Here is a 19208-nt window from a genome sequence, read left to right as displayed (position 1 = left end):
TTTTATGCCTCCTTTCTTGGTATATCTACATCAGTAGAAACATAATTATCACCCAGCTGTGACCATATTCCCTGATAGCAGAAATTAGTTTCATGATCAAACGGTCCCCAAGGATCAAGATTCAAAAGACAAGGTACATTAGCCTTCTCACCTATCAAAGTAGATACTCTCGGATGATGCAGAGTCCAGTTTCTTCCACTATTGATAATTGCATCAACCTTTGGATCTGCAACTACTAACATATCTCCCGGTTCATCATTTGATACTGCTGAAAAATTAAGAACTGCCGGCATTCCCAGTTTCTCACACCAGTTAAACATTAATGTTGAATCAAGCTGGCAATGTCCCATTCCTGATTTGTTTATCATTACACAATCTGCTCCAAGAGTCTCTTTTGCTATATTTGCAGCAATCATTCCATGAGTATCTTTGTCATCAATCTTCATTACATTATTTGAGAATACTACTCCCACAAATTCCAGGTCTTTGCCATGTCTTTTCATCAATTCCTTTATATATACTTCATTCTGTAAAAAATAATTCGGTTCCCAATACCTCCAGATCATCGCACCGTCTAAAATTTCAGTCGGTTGCACTACAAATGGTAGAAAGTTCAATGCACTCTGCCCATAGTATAAGAAATTCCATGTATCATGTGATGCCATATGAGTTACAAGATAAGCCACCTTTGGAAGCTTTTTAGCAGGATCTACAGGTTTTCTTTCAAATATCTCTGTTTTATCAGGCTTTAGCGGAATAGCTAACTTTGCCAAAAATACATTTATTGTTAAAGAAGCATTCTTTAATGCTTTAGCATAGCTTAAGTCAGATACTCCTTCATTAGGTGTTGCATCTATACAAATATGATAATGACGTGAGAAATTACTATATTTTGCACACTCCCCCCCCATATCAAGATAATATTTTATATTGCATTTAGCATAATAGATATCCGAAATAACCACACCTTTTAATGCTACAGTCCTTCCATCTCCCATAGGGGCAAGCTTGCCCCATATACCCGGATAAGAAGTTTCCGGCGCCTCAGCTTTGCATCTTGGCTGCATACAATCATGAATTGCTAAAATTCTACAATCGTCTCCCGGTGCTGCAATTTTAATATCAAAACTGCCAAAAAGTTCACTTTTTGCCATTTCCAGCAGTTCAGTTTTATTTATTGATAAAACTCCATCTTTAAGTTCAGTTTTACATCCAAACTGAACTTTACTTACATTGATATAGTCAATCTGTAACCTCTTGCTCATATCATCCATCCTCCTTTTTAACTGATTTAAAATACTTCCTCTCCTACATTTTATTATCAATTAAAATAAATATTTTTTAAATATACATAAATTTGATTTGAACAATTATCATACATTTTTAAAATATGTACAAATTTCATAAGAAAAATTCCCATAAAAAAAGTAAGTAAAAAGATATTATTCATCTTCTACTTACTATAATCTAAAATTATTGTTTTAACTTTACTAGATAAAATTGGCAAATACTGAAACCATAATCAGTGTCAGTATTCCACATACAATCATTGCCAGACTGCTTACACTTCCTTCAACCTCTCCCATTTCCATAGCTTTTGCCGTCCCAACCGCATGAGATGTTGTTCCAAGCGCAATCCCTTTGGCAATCGGGTCTACTATCTTAAATATTTTAAAAACTGTAATTGATATTATATTTCCCAAAATTCCTGTTATAATTATAACTGCAACCGTAATTGCCACTATACCGCCAAACTCCTCTGAAACTCCCATTCCAATGACTGTAGTAATTGACTTGGGAAGCAAAGTAATATATTCTTTGTGTGTTAAATTAAAAATAACTGCAAGAGATAATATACATACCATATTTGCAATTATTCCTGACAAAATTCCTGTCATAAGTGCTACCGCATTCTTTTTTAATATCATTAAATTCTTATATAACGGAATAGCAAGACTAACTGTAGCAGGTGTCAAGAGATAGCTTAGATACTGCGCACTATGGTTATATGCTTTATAATCTATATGAACTACCGAAATACCAATGATAACAAATACAATTGATATTAAAAGCGGATTTAATATAGCAAGATTAAATTTCTTTCTTAAAATCAATCCTATCTCATAACCTATTACACTTACAACTATTCCGAATGTTGTACTATTTTGTATTAATCCGTTCATTTTTCTTCCTTCCGAGTAATTTCTGTGTAACTTTTCCCGATACCGCCATTACTACAACAGTAGAAACAGGTGTAATTACAAGTACAGGCATCAGCATTTCTTTAAGTTCGTTGACTGAAGTAAGAAGCCCTACTCCTGCCGGTATGAACATAACCGGCATTATCTCTATTAAAAACACCGCTGCATCTTCAACCGCTTCAAGTTTAACTATCTTTGTCATAAGGCAGAACATCATCAGGCAAAGTCCATATACACTTGCCGGAATCGGAAAGTCTAAAAAGTACTTAATTCCCTCTCCTATACAGGTAACTAACATAATAATTCCAAACTGTCTAAAGTATTTCACCTCTTATCTACCTCTTTTCTCTACCCATTCTTTTTCTCTGTCTAACATTCTCTTTATATATTCTCCTGTATAAGATTTCTTGTTCTTCGCTACTTCCTCCGGAGTACCCTCTGCAATAACCGTTCCCCCTCTTGCACCGCCTTCAGGGCCTATATCTATAATATAATCTGCTGTTTTAATCACATCCAGATTATGCTCAATTACAATTACAGTGTTACCGCCTTCGGATAATTTGCGCAAGATATTGATGAGTTTGTGTACATCAGCAAAATGAAGACCGGTTGTAGGCTCATCCAGCACATAGATAGTCTTTCCTGTGCTGCGTTTGCTAAGTTCGGTCGCAAGCTTGATTCGCTGTGCTTCTCCTCCCGAAAGTTCGGTCGAAGGCTGTCCTAAACGGATATAACCAAGTCCCACCTCACTGAGGGTTTCTATCTTTCTTCTGATAGAAGGGATGTGTTCAAAGAAAGCAAGTGACTCGTCCACCGTCATATTAAGCACATCATAAATAGACTTACCTTTATACCTTACTTCCAAGGTTTCACGATTGTAACGTTTACCCTCACAAACCTCACAAGGCACATATACATCAGGGAGGAAGTTCATTTCTATCTTAACTATACCGTCACCTGAGCAGGCTTCACAACGTCCGCCCTTTACATTGAAGCTGAATCTTCCCTTGCTGTACCCCTTCGCCTTGGCGTCCTGAGTAGCCGCAAAAAGATCGCGGATAAGGTCAAATACACCTGTGTAAGTAGCAGGATTTGAACGGGGTGTTCTTCCGATAGGAGACTGGTCTATGTCTATTATCTTGTCCAGATTCTCCGCACCCAGTATTTCATCATGTTTACCTGCTATTATTCTTGCCCTGTTTAACTTCTTTGCAAGTGATTTATATAAAATTTCATTTACAAGGCTGCTCTTACCGGAACCTGAAACTCCGGTAACTACAGTCATAATACCGAGCGGAAATTTCACATCTATGTTTTTAAGGTTATTCTCCCTTGCACCCTTTACTTCAAGGAATCCGGTCGGTTCTCTGCGCACACTCGGAATCGGAACCTGAAGCCTACCCGAAAGATAGGCTCCGGTCAGAGATTCTTTACATTTCATTATCTCCTTTGCTGTTCCGGTTGCTATAATCTCACCGCCATGCTCACCTGCTCCCGGACCGATATCCACTATGAAATCAGCCGCAAGCATAGTATCTTCATCATGTTCAACCACAATCAATGTATTGCCTATATCTCTGAGATTTTTCAGGGAAACCAGTAGCTTATCATTATCTCTTTGATGAAGTCCGATACTAGGCTCATCTAAGATATACGCAACTCCTACAAGTCCTGAACCAATCTGGGTTGCAAGTCTGATTCGCTGTGCCTCTCCGCCTGAGAGTGTACCGGTTGCACGTGACAGGGTAAGATAATCAAGCCCCACATCATTTAAAAATGATAATCTTGCTGTTATCTCCCTCAGTATCATATCTCCTATTTTTCTCTGCGTAGAAGTGAGCTCTACATTTTCAAAATAGTTTTTAACTTCTAAGATAGAAAGTTCTGTAACATCGGATATATTTTTATCTCCCACTGTTACAGCAAGGGCGGTAGGTTTAAGACGTTTACCGCCACAGGCCTTACATGGAGTTGTTCTCATGAAACCTTCGTACTCCTGCTTAGTTGATTCCGAAAAAGTCTCTCTGTATCTTCTTTCTACATTTTTGATAAGCCCCTCAAAAGGCACATCGTATACACCTTCACCGCGCTGACCTTTGTAATGCACCTTTACAACCTTACCTCCTGTACCATAGAGGATTACATCTTGAGCTTCCTTAGAAAGCTTTTCAAAAGGAGTTTTAAGGTCAAAGTTATAAGCTTTTGCAAGTGCCACCAAGGTTGAATTGGTAAAGCTTCCCTTTTGGTTGGATGACTGCCAGCCCATTACCACTATACAGCCCTCCGACAGGCTTAAGCTCTTATCCGGTATCATAAGCTCAGGATCAAATTCCATCTTATAGCCAAGACCCGAACACTCAGGGCAGGCTCCGAAAGGATTGTTAAACGAAAATGTTCTCGGCTCGAGTTCTTCAAGACTTATATTGCAGGCCGGACATGAAAAACTTGAAGAAAAGCTGAGCCTCTCTTTTCCATTTACTTCTACTATTAATAATCCTTCAGAAAGTTTCATTATCTGCTCAATAGAGTCTGACATACGTCTCTCAATCCCGGCCTTTACAACAAGACGGTCTACAACTATTTCTATATTATGCTTTTTGGTTTTCTCAAGCTTAATCTCATCTGAAAGCTGATAAAGCTCTCCATCCACCATTACCCTGACAAAACCCGCCTTTTTAGCACTTTCAAATACCTTGACATGCTCACCTTTCCTGCCCCTTACCACAGGAGCCAAAAGCTGAATTTTAGCCCCCTCCGGCAGCTTCATTATCTCATCTGTCATCTGGTCAACAGTCTGCTTATGTATCTCTTTACCACAGCTTGGACAATGCGGTACTCCGGCTCTTGCATAAAGAAGCCTTAAGTAATCATAAATTTCCGTAACCGTACCTACTGTGGAACGGGGATTCCTATTTGTAGATTTCTGATCAATGGAAATAGCGGGAGACAGTCCTTCTATACTCTCTACCTTTGGTTTTTCCATCTGCCCTAAGAACTGACGGGCATAAGAAGAGAGGGACTCCATGTAGCGCCTCTGTCCTTCTGCATAAATAGTGTCAAAAGCAAGAGAGGACTTTCCTGAACCTGAAAGTCCTGTCATTACTACAAATTTATCCCTCGGTATATCTATGCATATTCCTTTGAGGTTGTGCTCTCTCGCCCCTCTTATCCTTATAAAATTTTTTGAATTTTCTATAGTTTTCTTTGCTGGCATATTCTTCCTCTTATGATGTAAATCAGTTATAATCTCTGTTTATCATAACAGAAAGAAATTAATTTTTCAAGCATAATTCGAACAAATGTTTAGATGATATTCTTCATTTATTATGCAATATTCACTATATTTTCTTACTTGCTCTCTATCCAGTCTATCAAATCCCATACTGTCATATCCTGCATATAGCCACCCTCTTTGATAAACTTACCGTTTTCATAAAGATGCAGGGTAGGAAAGCCTCCAATACCCTGACCTTCTACCAGTTCTTCCTCTTCATCAGCATCAACCACGGTGAATTTATACAGCGGTCTTACCTTGGCAGCTTCCTTGTATATAGGTTCTAAAAGCCGGCAATAGCCGCACCACTTCGCACTGTAATCAACTATTACCTTACCCTTAGCTTTCAACACTTCTTTATTAAAATTTTTACCGGTAACTTTTACAACCTCTCCAAAAGCTGCTTTTTTCTTTCCACTGATGCTAAGCTTTATGGTTTTACTGATTTTTTTATTTGCAGAAAGCATAACTTTAATTCTTGCTTCCCCACTTTTTAGTGCTGTAATACTAAAGCCCAGGTTAGTCTTTTTTATTTTAACTTTTTTGCTATCCTTGGTACTTACCGTAAAACCCTTGTTTTTACTTGAAGAAGTTACTTCAACAGTTATATCGGCATTTTCATCATTGTTAACAGTAATTTCCTCACCCTCTTTTAAGCTGACTTTAGACTTGGAAATTTCTATCTTCTCCGAATTCTTGCCGGTTGCCGCAAAGATCTCCGTCTTTACCATGAACAACAGGCTGGCTATACAGAATACAGCCGCCAGAAATTTAATTTTTTTGTTTGGCATACAACACTCCTTTATTCATATTTCCAATAACCTTTTTTCACAAGCACTTTCTCTTTCCATGCCTTTTTAACAATAATTTCTTCCTTCTCCAACTTTTGCTCCGCAAAAGTATGCTTGTCGTCTCAAGGCTTTGGACGGTGTGCCTGCCATTCTTCGTCTGAATTAAAAACTTCTCCGCACTGGCATACCCAATGAACACTTATTTTCTGTTTCTTTACAGCAGGATGCTTAACTATTTTATAAACATCCGGAACCCATACTTTTTTAATTTTTTTAGACTTATTCTTTTGTTTTTTTCCTTCTTTGGTTTTTTTCTTATCCTTAGTCTTATTTTTATCTTTTTCCCCTGTTTCGGTTTTCTTTGACTCAGGCTGTACAGTTGCTGTACGGACAGTGCCTGCAAAGGTATTGCCGATATCCGTTATACCCGCAAAGGAAATCACCAAAGTGATTATCAGAAGAATAATTATTTTTTTCTTATCCGGTTTCATTTTAACTCCCTAATATTAATTATATCAAATCACCGACTAAAAGCCTAACATAGATTTTACTCTACATTAGGCTTTTAGCCCTATACTAAAGCAATTTATTTGTACTCAATTACATTATTGTATAATCCCATACTGTTCATTTCAAATGTTAACTTATCACCCTTTTTAGTGAATTTAACTTTCTGAAGTTTATTGTTTTCATCAATGTAATATACATTCTTAACCGGCTTCTTGCCTGCAAGTGTTGTGGTAATCTTAAACTGTCCATATGCAAGAGGAGAAAGTTCTACCCTGTACATATTTACGGTATCCACATCAAGTACCATGTATTTCTTGCCCTTAAGTTCAGGAACCTTTACATCTTTAAGTACTCTCGCCGATAATGTATACTCTCCGTTGCCAAATCTAAAGCCTGATGCGGAAGTGGTGCCATCACCGCCTAAAAGAACTGTATCATTCTTGTGAGCCATCTTCTTGTCAATAAGGTAAAGTGCCTGTACGCTTCCACAGCTTAAGTGATTGAATACATACTTCTTTGCACCATACTCTGACTTATCCTTAACAGTCATTGGGAAAGCATCTATTGCATAATTGCCTTTAACTACTTCTGCAACATAGTTAGTATCTTCAAGTAATGATAAATCTACCCAGCCATCCACAACATCTGCTTCAATAGTTTCTCTTGCGGAGATAAATCTAAGTCTGGTGTTCTTAATCTTTGCTTTATTGTTACCAAGAAGATAAACAGGAAGTTTGTAAGCTACTCTGTTTGCCTGTTTTTCATCTTTTAAAGCCTTTGCACGTTTCTTTAACTCAAAGCCCTTGAATTCACCATAAGGAGCCTTACTCTTAAGAAGCTTTTTACCATCGCTGCTTATAGTTACATAAGCATTTTTCATACTGTATTCTTTATCAACGGCAGAAATGATATAATCATTTCCCTGAACCAGTTTAAGACCTGAAAGCTTGCCATTCTTAGCTGTAAGAGTCTTCTCTACCCTCTGCTTTGTAGCATTATAAATCTCAAACTTGATATCTTTCTTTAATGCAGTTGACTTAACCTTTAAAGGAAGTTCCTTAACCGCTACCTTCTTTGTGTTATAAATTATCTTATAATCTTTTAATGTATATTTCTTGGAAGCAAGGTTCTCTCCTGTATCAAGCGGAGTACCCTTCGGTGTCTTACCGTCTAATCTTACCAATTCGATATAATGACTGGTTAAACGCTCCTCCAGATTATTGGCGTCTTTGTAGCCCTTAATCACAGGCTGATAAGTTCCGTTGCTGTCCGGTGCAAAACTAAATTCAATCTTATTTTTTAATTTATATACAGGGTTCTTTTCTAACTTAAGTTCATAAGAAACATCACCCTCACCTATAAGTGTAAGTACACCGTCATCACCGCTATATATAAGCTTTGACTTATTATTGTCTTTTCTTATCAGTCTGAAAGGAAGTTTACCTTCAGGCTGATAACCGCTGTCGCTGAGAAGAAGATTAATGAGGCAGGATATTGCTTTTACCTGCTCTGAAGGCTTACCGTCTGTCTTCTTTATAACTATCTTTGAAACAGCCTCTTCAGGAGCTTCAATTCCCTCATCATAATCATATTTTAAAAGAACTCCGCCTTCGTAGCGTGCATATACTCTGAGAAGTTTCTTACTCTTATAAGCTCCGACAACTTCATAATTATTATAGTCAGCATTTTTTACATCAAAGCCTATCTTATACTGTTCTTCAGACTTCATAACAATGCCTGAAATCTTTCCGTTTTTAACCTTATAATGAGCAGGTTCTGCAAATATATCCTTCATACGGAAGCTGTCTAAAGTAATTCCGTCAGGAGCTTTGGTTCCATCTTCAAATACCACTTCAATATCAGCAACTTTTACATCATTACCGGCTTTAATTTTCTTGCCTTTTACAGCCGCTCCTGATGCTCCGCCGAGAGCAGTTTTATCATCTTTAATATCTTTGATTTCATCCTCTTTCGGTTTTCCCGACTCTGAAGCTACAGGTCCGGTGTAGAGAGGGGTATCAGATTTTTTTATAAGAGTAATTCTCTCAAATCTTTCTGATTTAGTATCATAATCAAGAGGTTTTTTCATAATCCAAGCGTTTTTGTCTTCATCAACAAATATATGTACTGTAGTAATATCACTTACATTTGATTCTTTTACTCTGACTAATTTAGAATTTGCAGTATTTTGTGCAAAACCTATTTCACAATATGTATTTGATATTATATCTAACTCAGGAACTATCTTACCATTTGAAACCGCAATTTTCTTTCCTTTTGGAGTTACACCATTTAAATCTACCCCCTGATTAGGCATTATACTAATTAATACTCCATCTTCTACAGGAGAACCGTTTTCGTATACAACCTCAAATTCATTAAGTGGCACCAATTCAAGTTTATGTGGATTTCTCCTAACAGTAATTTTAGTAAATTCATTACTGGTTAATCCACCTGCACCATTATTTTTATCCTTACTCCACTGAATAAGTTTACCATCTATTTTTTTGAATTCAAAAAACGCAGAAGTAGGTTTATTCTGCTCTGAAACCACAAATTCATATTTTGCATCTGTGTATTTGCTATTTGAATGTGGAAGGGACAAAGAATAGAGCACATTTTCTTTTAGGTTTTCAATTTCAATTTTACCATCTGATACCGGTAAATTTTGATCAAAGGTCCAATCTTCATCTGTAATATTTATTGATTCACTATCCATACCTTCAACATGTATTACTGTCGGATCAGCAGCATAAGTTACCACCCTTGAACTTCCTGCTATGTTTCCTAAAACAGAGTTCACTCCTGTAGGAACCACCGCTGAACTAAATGCCAATGACACCGCCATAAAGCCTGCCAATAATGCTTTTCTTTTCATCTCTGATTCTCCTCATTGTAAATAAAATATTGTTACTCCATTTAATCAAGCCCATATTGTTTCTGACCTAATTATCTCCTTATAACTACTCTGATCTTTGGTACAACTGAATTGGCCGGAAACAGCTATACTTCAAAACCTTTAGTTTATCATTGGGCGTTAATTTTGTCTTTAATAGGCTGACTATGTTAATCAATTAATACATTTATAGATTTTACCTATAATTATAAGCATTTATAGTTTTTATCTATATTGCATAATTAACCATGTAACTTATACTATTTTTTATACATTTTGTCAATAACGTGTTTACCAATTATACAAAATTTAAAAAATTAATATTATATTTGATAATAAATGTAACATTTTTGTAACCCATTTTAAAACTTACCGGATTTATAAATCTTTAGTTCCGTCTCTATAAACTTGCATACCTGTATACAAGCCACTTGATAACTACATAAAAATGTCATATAATGTAGCCTATATCATAACAATATAGGAGTTTTATTTTATGAAAAATGAGATATTTCCGGAAGGTTACTCTCCTGCCCTTAGCATAAGGGAAACCGAGGTTGCTATAAAATCAGTTAAAGACTATTTTGAACGTGAGCTTGCGAAACAGCTTAATCTTACCAGAGTTTCCGCTCCTCTTTTTGTCCGTCCCGAAACAGGACTTAATGACAACTTAAACGGGGTAGAAAGACCTGTGGCTTTTGACTTAAAGGAACAGCCTGAACAGGAGGCTCTTGAAATAGTGCATTCCCTTGCCAAATGGAAAAGATTTGCACTCAAAAGATACGGTTTTCACTCAGGGGAAGGCTTGTATACAGATATGAACGCCATCAGGAGGGATGAGGATACGGATAATATTCATTCCATCTTTGTAGACCAGTGGGATTGGGAAAAAATTATAAATAAAGAAGAAAGAAATGAACACACTCTTAAAAAGACTGTTATGTCAGTATATGAAGCTCTTAAGAGCACGGAAATGCATATGGCGAGAAAATATAACTATATAAAACCTGAGCTTCCGGAGCAGATTTGCTTTGTGACATCACAGGAACTTGAGGATGAATATCCGAATTTAACAGCAAAAGAAAGAGAATATAAGGCTGCCAGAGCACATGGAGCCGTATTTATAAGCCAGATAGGCGGGGCACTTAATTCAGGCGAAAGACATGACGGCAGGGCACCTGACTATGATGACTGGCAACTAAACGGAGACATCATAGTCTACTATCCTCTGCTTGACATAGCCCTTGAGCTTTCTTCTATGGGTGTCAGAGTAGATGAAAACCGCCTTAAGGAACAGCTCCAAATATCAAACTGTATGGACAGGGCTGAACTCCCCTTCCAAAAAGCAATACTTAATAAGGAACTTCCTTATACGGTAGGCGGCGGTATAGGTCAATCCAGAATCTGTATGTTTTTCCTGAAGAAAGCCCATATAGGTGAAGTCCAGTCCTCGGTATGGACTCCTGAAACTATGGAAAATGCCGATTCCTGCGGAATCACCTTATTATAGAATTTGCCAGTCAATCGGTTCAACACCGTTTGCTACAAGAAATTCATTAGCCCTCTTAAAATGTCCGTTACCCATAAAGCCTCTATGGGCTGATAACGGACTTGGATGGGCTGACTCAAGTATGAGATGCTTAGGATTGTTAAGCATCTCTTTTTTACTTTGGGCAGCCTTGCCCCATAACAAATATACTATAGGTCTATCCTCTTTATTAACAGCCTCTATCAAGGCATCCGTAAAATATTCCCAGCCTTTGCCCTGATGAGAAAATGCGGCATGTGCCCTCACCGTTAAAAGTGTATTTAAAAGAAGCACTCCCTGCTCCGCCCATTTTCTAAGGGAGCCGGATTCAGGAATATAGCAACCTAATTCATTCTGCAGCTCTTTATAAATATTTTGCAGTGAAGGCGGAAGCTTCTCTCCCTTTGGCACTGAAAAGCTGAGTCCCTCTGCCTGTCCCGGTTCATGATAAGGATCCTGACCTAGGATAACAACCTTAACCTCGCTAAGCGGCGTTAAATGTAGGGCATTGAAAATATCATCAGACTTAGGATAAATAATATGGTGGGCATATTCATCCTTTAAAAATAAATATAGCTTTTTATAATAATCTTTTTTTGCTTCCTTCTCAATAACAGGAAGCCAGTCATTTGTAACACTGCCCATAATTCCTCCTAATCATTAAAGAAGGTGAAAGACCAAAGCCCTTCACCTTTAATACATATCCTACGGTACTAATTCCCTTCTTTCCTTACCTGCCTCAATAGCCTTCGTGTCAAGTTTGGAAACTATACTATATATACGTTCACTATAATCCTGCTTATCTGTCATATCCATCAGCTCAAGAGCCTCCCTTTCAGGAACTCCGTAAACAGACTGCAATTCAGCCATTATCTGCTTTCTTACATAATCAAGATCGGTGTGAATTCCTAATTGCCTTGCAAGTGCAATGTACTTATCATAGCGGGAAAGTCCCTTTATCAGAGAATCCAGCGCAGAGGCATAATCACCCATTGCAAAGAAATTGTTATAGGAATTTAACTGCTTATTTACAAACATAACAGTATAAATTTTGTCGTGAATCTCCATATCTTTCTCTTTGATTTTAAGTCCTCTGATGTCCTCATAAGCCTCGGTATATTTATGGTTTCCAAACTTATATGTGGCATCCGCAATACTTATATCATAAGAAAATATGTTAGTACCGACTATCACAACTGCTGCCGCAACTATGAAGAATAAGAAAATAATTATAGCTCCTGCCTTATTTATCTTTCCTTCCGGCTGCTCAAGTGCTTCTGCTCTGAGACGCTTTAGCTCAGCTTCCTTCTTTGCTGCCTTCTTAGCCGCATCCTTAGCAGACTTTTTAGCCTTGTTATCAGCCGCCTTCTTTTTAGCCGCCTCGGCTTTTTTCTTCTTATCAGCCTCTGCCGCAGCCTTTTTATCTTCTTTCTTTTTTGCTGCTTCGGCTTCTTTTTCTTTTTTCGCTTCTTCTTCCTGCTCAGGCGTAGGTATAGCTGCAAGTTCCTCCTCAGTCAAAGGAACATTGGCAAAAAGTTTATGAAAAATCTTAGAAAGCAGTCCTTTTTTTTCTGAACTTTCCTTCTTTGCAGATTTGTTTAATTCAATCTCTTTATCGGATAAAACTTCAGGCTCTCCCATATCATCAAGCGGATTTATTTCAGGCAAAGAATTATCTTCTTCAACCGGTTCTGTATCATCAAAACTGATTTCTCCCGCTTCATCTTCTTCATCAAAACCTATTTCTTCGCCTATTTCGCTGCCAAGTTCCGCTCCGAGCTCTTCACCCGGTTCTGCTTCCGTGTCAGTTCCGACATCCGAACCAAAATCCCCGCCTATTTCATTTCCCGGCTCTGTTTCTTCAACAGAATTTTCTTCAGAAGAGGTTTCATCTTCATCTGTTTCAGCTTCCCCTGAATCCTCTAAGTCTTCCCGGCCTTCCGAAATCTCCACAGTGTCAGCATCTTCCGGTATAATATCCTCATTTTTATTTCCATCCGGAATATCCCCTGTCGAAACTTCGGATTCATATTCCTTATCTTCCAATGGATCTGCTAAATCATCCAAATCAATATCATCTAAAAATGAATCATCCAAATCATCAAGGCTGAATTCCTCCTCTAAAGAATCAACCGTAATATCAGAGGATGATGTTTTGTTCTTTCCGGACTTAGCACGGGCAGTAGCCTTTCGCCTCCTGTCAGTTTCATATGGAGGTTCCTGCCCAAAAGTCTCAAGCAGTCCATCTAGGTAAGATTCATTATCCTTATCCAATCTATCCTCCATCCTAAAGCATTTTTGGCTTTATCAAAGTTTATTTATAAGATTACTCTAAAACCAAGTTGTCAATTGCTTCTACCAGTTTTCCTATTTCCGGCTTTGTAAGCTGGGCATCCGCACCAAGAGATTCGCCTTTACGTCTCATTTCTTCATTAATAAGTGATGAAAAAATAATAACCGGTATTTCTTTAAGCTCCTTATCTTCTTTAACAAGCTTTGTAAGTCTATGTCCATCCATCCTTGGCATTTCGATATCAGTGATTATACAATGGCATTGGTCGGTAACCTTGCCCTCCGCCTTATAGCGCAAAAGAGTATTCCAAGCCTCTTCACCGTTTGCGGTAGCTGTTATATTTACATACCCCGCCTTAGTAAGACAATCAATTATCATCTTTTCAAGCATAGGAGAATCTTCTGCTATAAGAATAGGGGAATTATTTCTGGTTCTTTCTCCAAGCTTCTCTATATCCCTGGCTTTGATACCTGTTTCAGGATTTATAGTGGATACAATCTTCTCAAAATCCAACACTACTATGAGTCTGTGGTCAAATTTTATAATACCTGTTGCAACACTTCTATCAGCATCATTAATAGTTTCATCCGGCTTTGTTATATCGGACCAGGTAAGTCTGTGGATACCCTGAACTCCATGAACATGGAAACCGATGTTTAAATTATTAAAATTTGTAACTATATACATATCCTTAGTTCTGTCAGGTGATGGCGGTATCATAAGGCTTTTGGCAAGATCAACTATTGTAACAATAGTGTCTCTCGGCATAAAAATACCTTCAATTGTATCATGAGCATTCGGAATAGGTGTAGGCTCCGTAAAAGGCATAATTTCCTTTACCTTAGCCACATTAATTCCATAGTGGTTTGGTCCGATATTGAACTCCAATACCTCCAACTCATTTGTACCGCTTTGAAGTAAAATTCCTGTATCCATAATAACCTCCCTCAATTTTGTCCAAAGTATTTGACACCCAATGATACAGGATTGCTTCGGCTTCACCTCCCGCAATCCTTGCAAAAACATTCGTAATCCGCTCATTTTTTTTGCAAAAATGGCTACTTACTCATATTTTTTGCGTGTCAAAAGATAATAAATTCTCTTGCAAGCAAGCTTACATCGAATTTTTTACTTTTGACACTTGTATCATAATAAATTATTATCATAAAATTACATTCCCCATATTATACCATTCAATCTATATCCAGGTAAAGGGGAATTTTAAAATTAAAATCATTTTCTAAACATAATTTTACTGTGTTACATTAAGAGTATATGATTTATCTCCGTTTATAATTCTTAGTTTAGCCTTAGTTTTTGATTCATTTTTTGCTACATTAAATACAATTACACCTTTTGACGATTTACCGCCGCCTATATTAACCTCAATAGACTGCATATCATTTTCAAGGAGTGTAAGACTCGGTTTATAATAATTCTCTCCGTCAAAGGTCAGATTATAGCTGACTCCTTCACTGTGAGAAAACTTCCTGCTTTTATCGGTTTTATTTCTGATTGAAAATTCAACCACATATAGTTTCATATTATCGGCTGCCACCAGAGAAAAATATCCTTCATTTTTAGGATATCTCGAATACTCTCCTGCTCCTCCGTAAACTACCTCAAATCCTTCTTTTGCATATATATCGTTTAAGGTTGCCGCAGTATCCTTATCATCATTGGTTTCATTAATATCCTTAGACTTATCATCCGGATTTTCATTTTCTGTCTTATCATTTTCCTCTTCATCATTAATTGAAGAAGAGCTGGATGTCTCAGAAGTTTCCACCTTGCTTTTTCCTGCCACATTAAAGTCTTCATTTACAATATTAGGATTCTCTTTAATGGACAGTTCTTCCTGTAAGGTAGGCTCATAATTTCTTGTATGCTTAAGTACCAGTTTGGCCGCATACTCAGCAACCTGCTTCAGCTCATCATCCGAAAGCCCTGTATCTCCTATTGCGCAGGCTGACAAGTTTACTGTCACAATGGCTGCCATTGCAAGCATTAGCAATTTTTTCTTCATTTTTCCACTCTCCTTTAAGCCTTAGTATCCAGCTCAAACCAAAATTCTACGCCGTTATCCCAATTTTTCACTCCACATTCTCTGTTTAGAGAATTCATTATCGCTTTGACTATGGAAAGCCCGATTCCGTTTCCTCCATACTCTCGGGTTCTGGCCTTATCAACCTTATAAAACTTGTCCCATATCCTTTCAATATCTTCTTCGGGAATAGGTTTTCCGGTGTTAAATACAGAAACTCTGACTTTGTTTTCACACTCTCTTACACAAATCGAAACAATCTTTTTACCTGCTTTATCTTCTTCCACATGATTTAAAGCGTTACTTATATAATTTGTGATTACTTCTTCAACCAGGTATTCATCAGCCCATACAAAGCAGGATGGGTTCCCGTTTATTTCCAAACTGACTTCCTTTTGCTTATAAACCATATTCATGGCATTTACTACGGAATTCAATAACGACATAATATCAAATCTGTCAAACTGAGGCTTATTATCTCCAAATTCAAGCTCATTTAAACTCAAAAGCCGTTTTACCATAGTATTCATCTTTGCAGCTTCATCTATAATTACATCACAGTAGAACTCCCTGCTTTCCTCATCTCCCTGTATGTTATCTCTTAAGCCTTCTGCATATCCCTGAATCAGTGCAATCGGGGTTTTTAGCTCATGTGTTACATTAGACAGAAATTCTTTTCGCATTTCCTCCGACTTTTCTTTTTTCTTAATATCGTTTTTCAGCTCATTGTTTGCCGACTTAAGCGAGGAAATCGTGTTTTCCAGTTTTTCCGAAAGTACGTTTATACTATGCCCCAGTTCTCCTACTTCATCCTGCCTGCTCTCATCATAGCAGACATCAAAATTGAGATTGCTGATAGCTTTTGTCATCTCCGACAATCTTTGTATAGGTTTTGTAAAGCCTACTCCTATAAAGTACATAAGCAAAGAGCCTATAAAAATTGAAGCCAGACCTACGTAGGCAAAGAATGTATTTGATATACCCGCACTTTCGGTTATATTGTCATAGTTGCTTCTAATAAAAATTCTGTCTCCGCAGTCCAGTATACCATATAACTCAATATAATTAACCTCAAGCCTCGTGTCAAAATGTCTGTATATACTATACTTATCTGTTTTTATCAAAAGCCTTGTAGCTGTTTTTTCATTTTTATCCGAATTTTCAGATATTCTTGTTTTGTTATAATAATCTATAATTTCACTTTGAAGCCTTTCACTTTGGGCTTCATTCATATTTGTCGGGAATTTAGTTATTAAAAATATACCATCCGAATAGCTAAATCCATCAAATATGTATAAAGATACATTCTGTTTGGATGCAATCTGCTCAAAAATAAGGCTCAAATCAGAGAGCTTTTTAGAATCGTACTTTGAATTTACCTGCTCATAAGTATCTCCAAGCCTGCTAATCTTGTAATTTTCATAGTATTTTCCTAAAAATACCCTATTAATCATCCAACTGAAGAAGATGGTGGCGCTTAAAAGGGTAAACAAAATAATTATCAAACGCACTTTAATGGAATGTTTCATTTAAACCTCTGATTAACAATATTTATTCTCTAAGCTTCAAACTTATAACCTATTCCCCAAATAGTCTTAATCAGGTCTCCCTTATCTCCCATTTTAGCCCTTAATTTTTTCACATGTGTATCTATAGTCCTTGCATCGCCGAAATAGTCATAATTCCATACATTATTCAGGATTTTCTCTCTGGACAACGCAATTCCCTTGTTTGTCATAAAATACAGTAAAAGCTCAAACTCTTTTACGCTTAAATCCACAGGGCTTCCATCAATAATTACTTCATGCGAAGCCCGGTCAATCTTGATTCCGCCGGCTTCCAAGCAATCATCACTAACCGCCCCCGAACGTCTGAGAATGGCTTCCACCCTTGCCATCAGTATTTTAGGACTGAACGGCTTAGACACATATTCATCCACTCCGAGTTCAAAGCCTTGGAGTTCATCCTTCTCATCCGACTTTGCCGTAAGCATGATTATCGGAACCGTAGAATGTCTTCTAATCTCCCTGCAGACCTGCCACCCATCCATTTTGGGCATCATTACGTCTAAGATAATCAGTTCAATACTGCTGTCCGCAAAAAAGATATCTACGGCTTTTTCACCATCTTCAGCCTCTACTACCTCATAACCTTCATGATGCAAAAAATCTTTAACTAATTTACGCATCCTGCTTTCATCATCAACTACCAGAATTTTGGCTTTCTCCATTTTCTTCCTCACCAGCCTTTATTTCACTGTTTAATTTTTTATCTGCCATTCCTTCGAATATCTTTTCCCGTTCATTCAGTTCCTGTTCCTTCTTTGTAAGTTCTTCTTTCCAGGAGGCATACTCATTTACAAGGGCTTCCTGTGCCGAATTCGCCGAAAAAAACTTATCATAAATAACCACACCGAAAGGAACTAAAACCATAACTGCCATAAATGCAATTATTATCCTGTAATTTCTTATCTTTGATTTTAAATTATTTATAATGAAAATACTCCCATCTGATTTTTCTTCATCTTTATCTGTATTTTCATCTTTCTCCGAAGCATCTTTTTCCTTAAAATCATCGGAAAAACCGGATATCCCCTCTTCTTTACTCAGTACCGCAGAATACGGAATAGCCTTCATCGTCTTTCTCTGTTCCGGATTCTTCACAAGTTTTCTCTGAGCCTCACGCAAAAATCCGATACCGACCGGAGTAGAAAATTCACCGCTTTCTACCAAATTATCGTAAATTTCTCTAAGTACCGTTTCATCCTTCAGGTCTTTTTCGGCTTTAATTTCAGCAATCTTATTCAGCTCTCTCCTTGCCTGTTCATAAGAATCCGAATCGTTAAAACGGTATCCGTCCAAAATATATTTTTTACCATCTGCCATTTATAAAACCTGCCTGCTTATTTATTATTTCCCAAATTGGGGTTTATTAATGATGCGGATTGCTACCGCTTCATCATAAATAGTATAGTATCACAAAAAATAAAAATATACAAGAAAATAGACCTCAGGGAAATTCCCCAAGGTCTATAATTATTTATCCAAGGTGTTTCTTGAATAATTGTGAGATAATTAATAGTTTTCAGCTTTTCTCTGGAAATAGCTCTGTGGATGGTTGCATACCGGACAGACTTTAGGAGCCTTAGGTCCTACAACGATATGACCACAGTTGATACACTGCCAAATAGCATCACCGTCTGCCGAGAATACAAGGTCACCCTTAACATTCTCAAGAAGCTTGCGGTATCTTGCCTCATGCTCTTTCTCAATCTCAGCTACCATTTCAAAAAGCTTTGCAATTCCTGTAAATCCCTCTTCTCTTGCTTCTTTGGCAAAAGTAGGATACATTTCCTGCCACTCATAAGCTTCTCCGTCTGCGGCATGCTCAAGGTTCTCAGCAGTAACGCCTATTCCTGAAAGAATCTTGAACCAGATCTTTGCATGCTCTTTCTCGTTGCCTGCCGTCTCCTCAAATATATCTGCTATCTGTACATAACCGTCTTTTCTTGCCTTAGAAGCAAAATATGTATACTTATTTCTTGCCTGTGACTCACCTGCAAAGGCTTCCATCAGGTTCTTCTCTGTCTTGGTACCCTTAATATTTTTTCCTAATTCTTCAAATCTGTCTTCTGCCATTTTCTATACCTCCGTTTTCTGTATTTTATGTTT

General features: G+C 37.4%; 16 protein-coding genes. 1 reads left to right on the top strand and 15 read right to left on the bottom strand.

Annotated elements, in window-relative coordinates; translation table 11 throughout:
* Window positions 1–2: 2 nt before the first annotated feature.
* From GCWU000282_RS04195 to GCWU000282_RS04165, 7 genes are all read right to left on the bottom strand, one after another.
* Window positions 3–1265: a glycine/sarcosine/betaine reductase component B subunit gene (locus GCWU000282_RS04195; protein ID WP_035039522.1), complete on the bottom strand. Its 1263-nt coding sequence runs from the start codon at window positions 1263–1265 to the stop codon at window positions 3–5.
* Window positions 1266–1490: 225 nt separating this feature from the next.
* Window positions 1491–2183 (bottom strand): LrgB family protein, encoded by a 693-nt coding sequence (locus GCWU000282_RS04190; protein WP_023353766.1) that lies wholly within the window; start codon window positions 2181–2183, stop codon window positions 1491–1493.
* On the bottom strand, window positions 2161–2529 hold the full coding sequence (locus GCWU000282_RS04185; RefSeq protein ID WP_035039520.1) for a CidA/LrgA family protein: 369 nt from the start codon (window positions 2527–2529) through the stop codon (window positions 2161–2163). The genes GCWU000282_RS04190 and GCWU000282_RS04185 overlap by 23 nt, the downstream gene beginning before the upstream one ends.
* A 3-nt stretch (window positions 2530–2532) precedes the next feature.
* Complete coding sequence (uvrA, locus tag GCWU000282_RS04180; protein ID WP_023353764.1) at window positions 2533–5415, bottom strand: excinuclease ABC subunit UvrA; 2883 nt, start codon at window positions 5413–5415, stop codon at window positions 2533–2535.
* Between the two features lie 134 nt (window positions 5416–5549).
* Complete coding sequence (locus GCWU000282_RS15765; protein ID WP_023353763.1) at window positions 5550–6266, bottom strand: thioredoxin family protein; 717 nt, start codon at window positions 6264–6266, stop codon at window positions 5550–5552.
* A 122-nt stretch (window positions 6267–6388) separates the two neighbouring features.
* Window positions 6389–6757, bottom strand: a complete 369-nt coding sequence (locus GCWU000282_RS04170; protein ID WP_023353762.1) for a hypothetical protein — start codon at window positions 6755–6757, stop codon at window positions 6389–6391.
* 95 nt (window positions 6758–6852) lie between these two features.
* Complete coding sequence (locus tag GCWU000282_RS04165; RefSeq protein WP_023353761.1) at window positions 6853–9654, bottom strand: hypothetical protein; 2802 nt, start codon at window positions 9652–9654, stop codon at window positions 6853–6855.
* Window positions 9655–10168: 514 nt separating this feature from the next.
* Between GCWU000282_RS04165 and asnA the strand changes: the two genes are divergently transcribed.
* Entirely contained in the window at window positions 10169–11182 is a 1014-nt protein-coding gene (asnA, locus tag GCWU000282_RS04160; RefSeq protein ID WP_023353760.1) for an aspartate--ammonia ligase, read from the top strand.
* Here the strand turns inward: asnA and GCWU000282_RS04155 are convergent.
* The 8 genes from GCWU000282_RS04155 to rbr form a co-directional block, all read right to left on the bottom strand.
* Window positions 11177–11845 carry a uracil-DNA glycosylase gene (locus GCWU000282_RS04155; protein WP_023353759.1) on the bottom strand — a complete coding sequence of 223 codons (669 nt, stop codon included), beginning with the start codon at window positions 11843–11845 and terminating at the stop codon, window positions 11177–11179. The genes asnA and GCWU000282_RS04155 overlap by 6 nt on opposite strands.
* A 60-nt stretch (window positions 11846–11905) precedes the next feature.
* Window positions 11906–13474, bottom strand: coding sequence for an ICP22 family protein (locus GCWU000282_RS04150; protein ID WP_035039518.1), 1569 nt, complete (start codon window positions 13472–13474; stop codon window positions 11906–11908).
* Between the two features lie 52 nt (window positions 13475–13526).
* A complete protein-coding gene (locus tag GCWU000282_RS04145) occupies window positions 13527–14429 on the bottom strand; it encodes a chemotaxis protein (protein ID WP_035039516.1) in 903 nt (300 codons plus the stop codon).
* Between the two features lie 316 nt (window positions 14430–14745).
* A complete protein-coding gene (locus tag GCWU000282_RS04140) occupies window positions 14746–15519 on the bottom strand; it encodes a hypothetical protein (RefSeq protein WP_023353756.1) in 774 nt (257 codons plus the stop codon).
* Window positions 15520–15533: 14 nt separating this feature from the next.
* Window positions 15534–17066, bottom strand: a complete 1533-nt coding sequence (locus GCWU000282_RS04135; protein ID WP_035039514.1) for a HAMP domain-containing sensor histidine kinase — start codon at window positions 17064–17066, stop codon at window positions 15534–15536.
* A gap of 29 nt (window positions 17067–17095) precedes the next feature.
* Complete coding sequence (locus GCWU000282_RS04130) at window positions 17096–17767, bottom strand: response regulator transcription factor (RefSeq protein ID WP_023353754.1); 672 nt, start codon at window positions 17765–17767, stop codon at window positions 17096–17098.
* The gene (locus GCWU000282_RS04125; RefSeq protein WP_023353753.1) at window positions 17739–18422 is read right to left on the bottom strand and encodes a hypothetical protein; all 684 of its coding nucleotides are present in this window, start codon (window positions 18420–18422) and stop codon (window positions 17739–17741) included. The genes GCWU000282_RS04130 and GCWU000282_RS04125 overlap by 29 nt, the downstream gene beginning before the upstream one ends.
* Before the next feature lie 189 nt (window positions 18423–18611).
* The gene (gene rbr, locus GCWU000282_RS04120; RefSeq protein ID WP_023353752.1) at window positions 18612–19175 is read right to left on the bottom strand and encodes a rubrerythrin; all 564 of its coding nucleotides are present in this window, start codon (window positions 19173–19175) and stop codon (window positions 18612–18614) included.
* Window positions 19176–19208 lie beyond the last annotated feature (33 nt).

The organism is Catonella morbi ATCC 51271 (assembly GCF_000160035.2).
Classification (GTDB): domain Bacteria; phylum Bacillota; class Clostridia; order Lachnospirales; family Lachnospiraceae; genus Catonella; species Catonella morbi.
The sequence above is the reverse complement of the archived record's forward strand: the minus strand, read 5'-3'. Positions and strand labels throughout refer to the sequence as shown.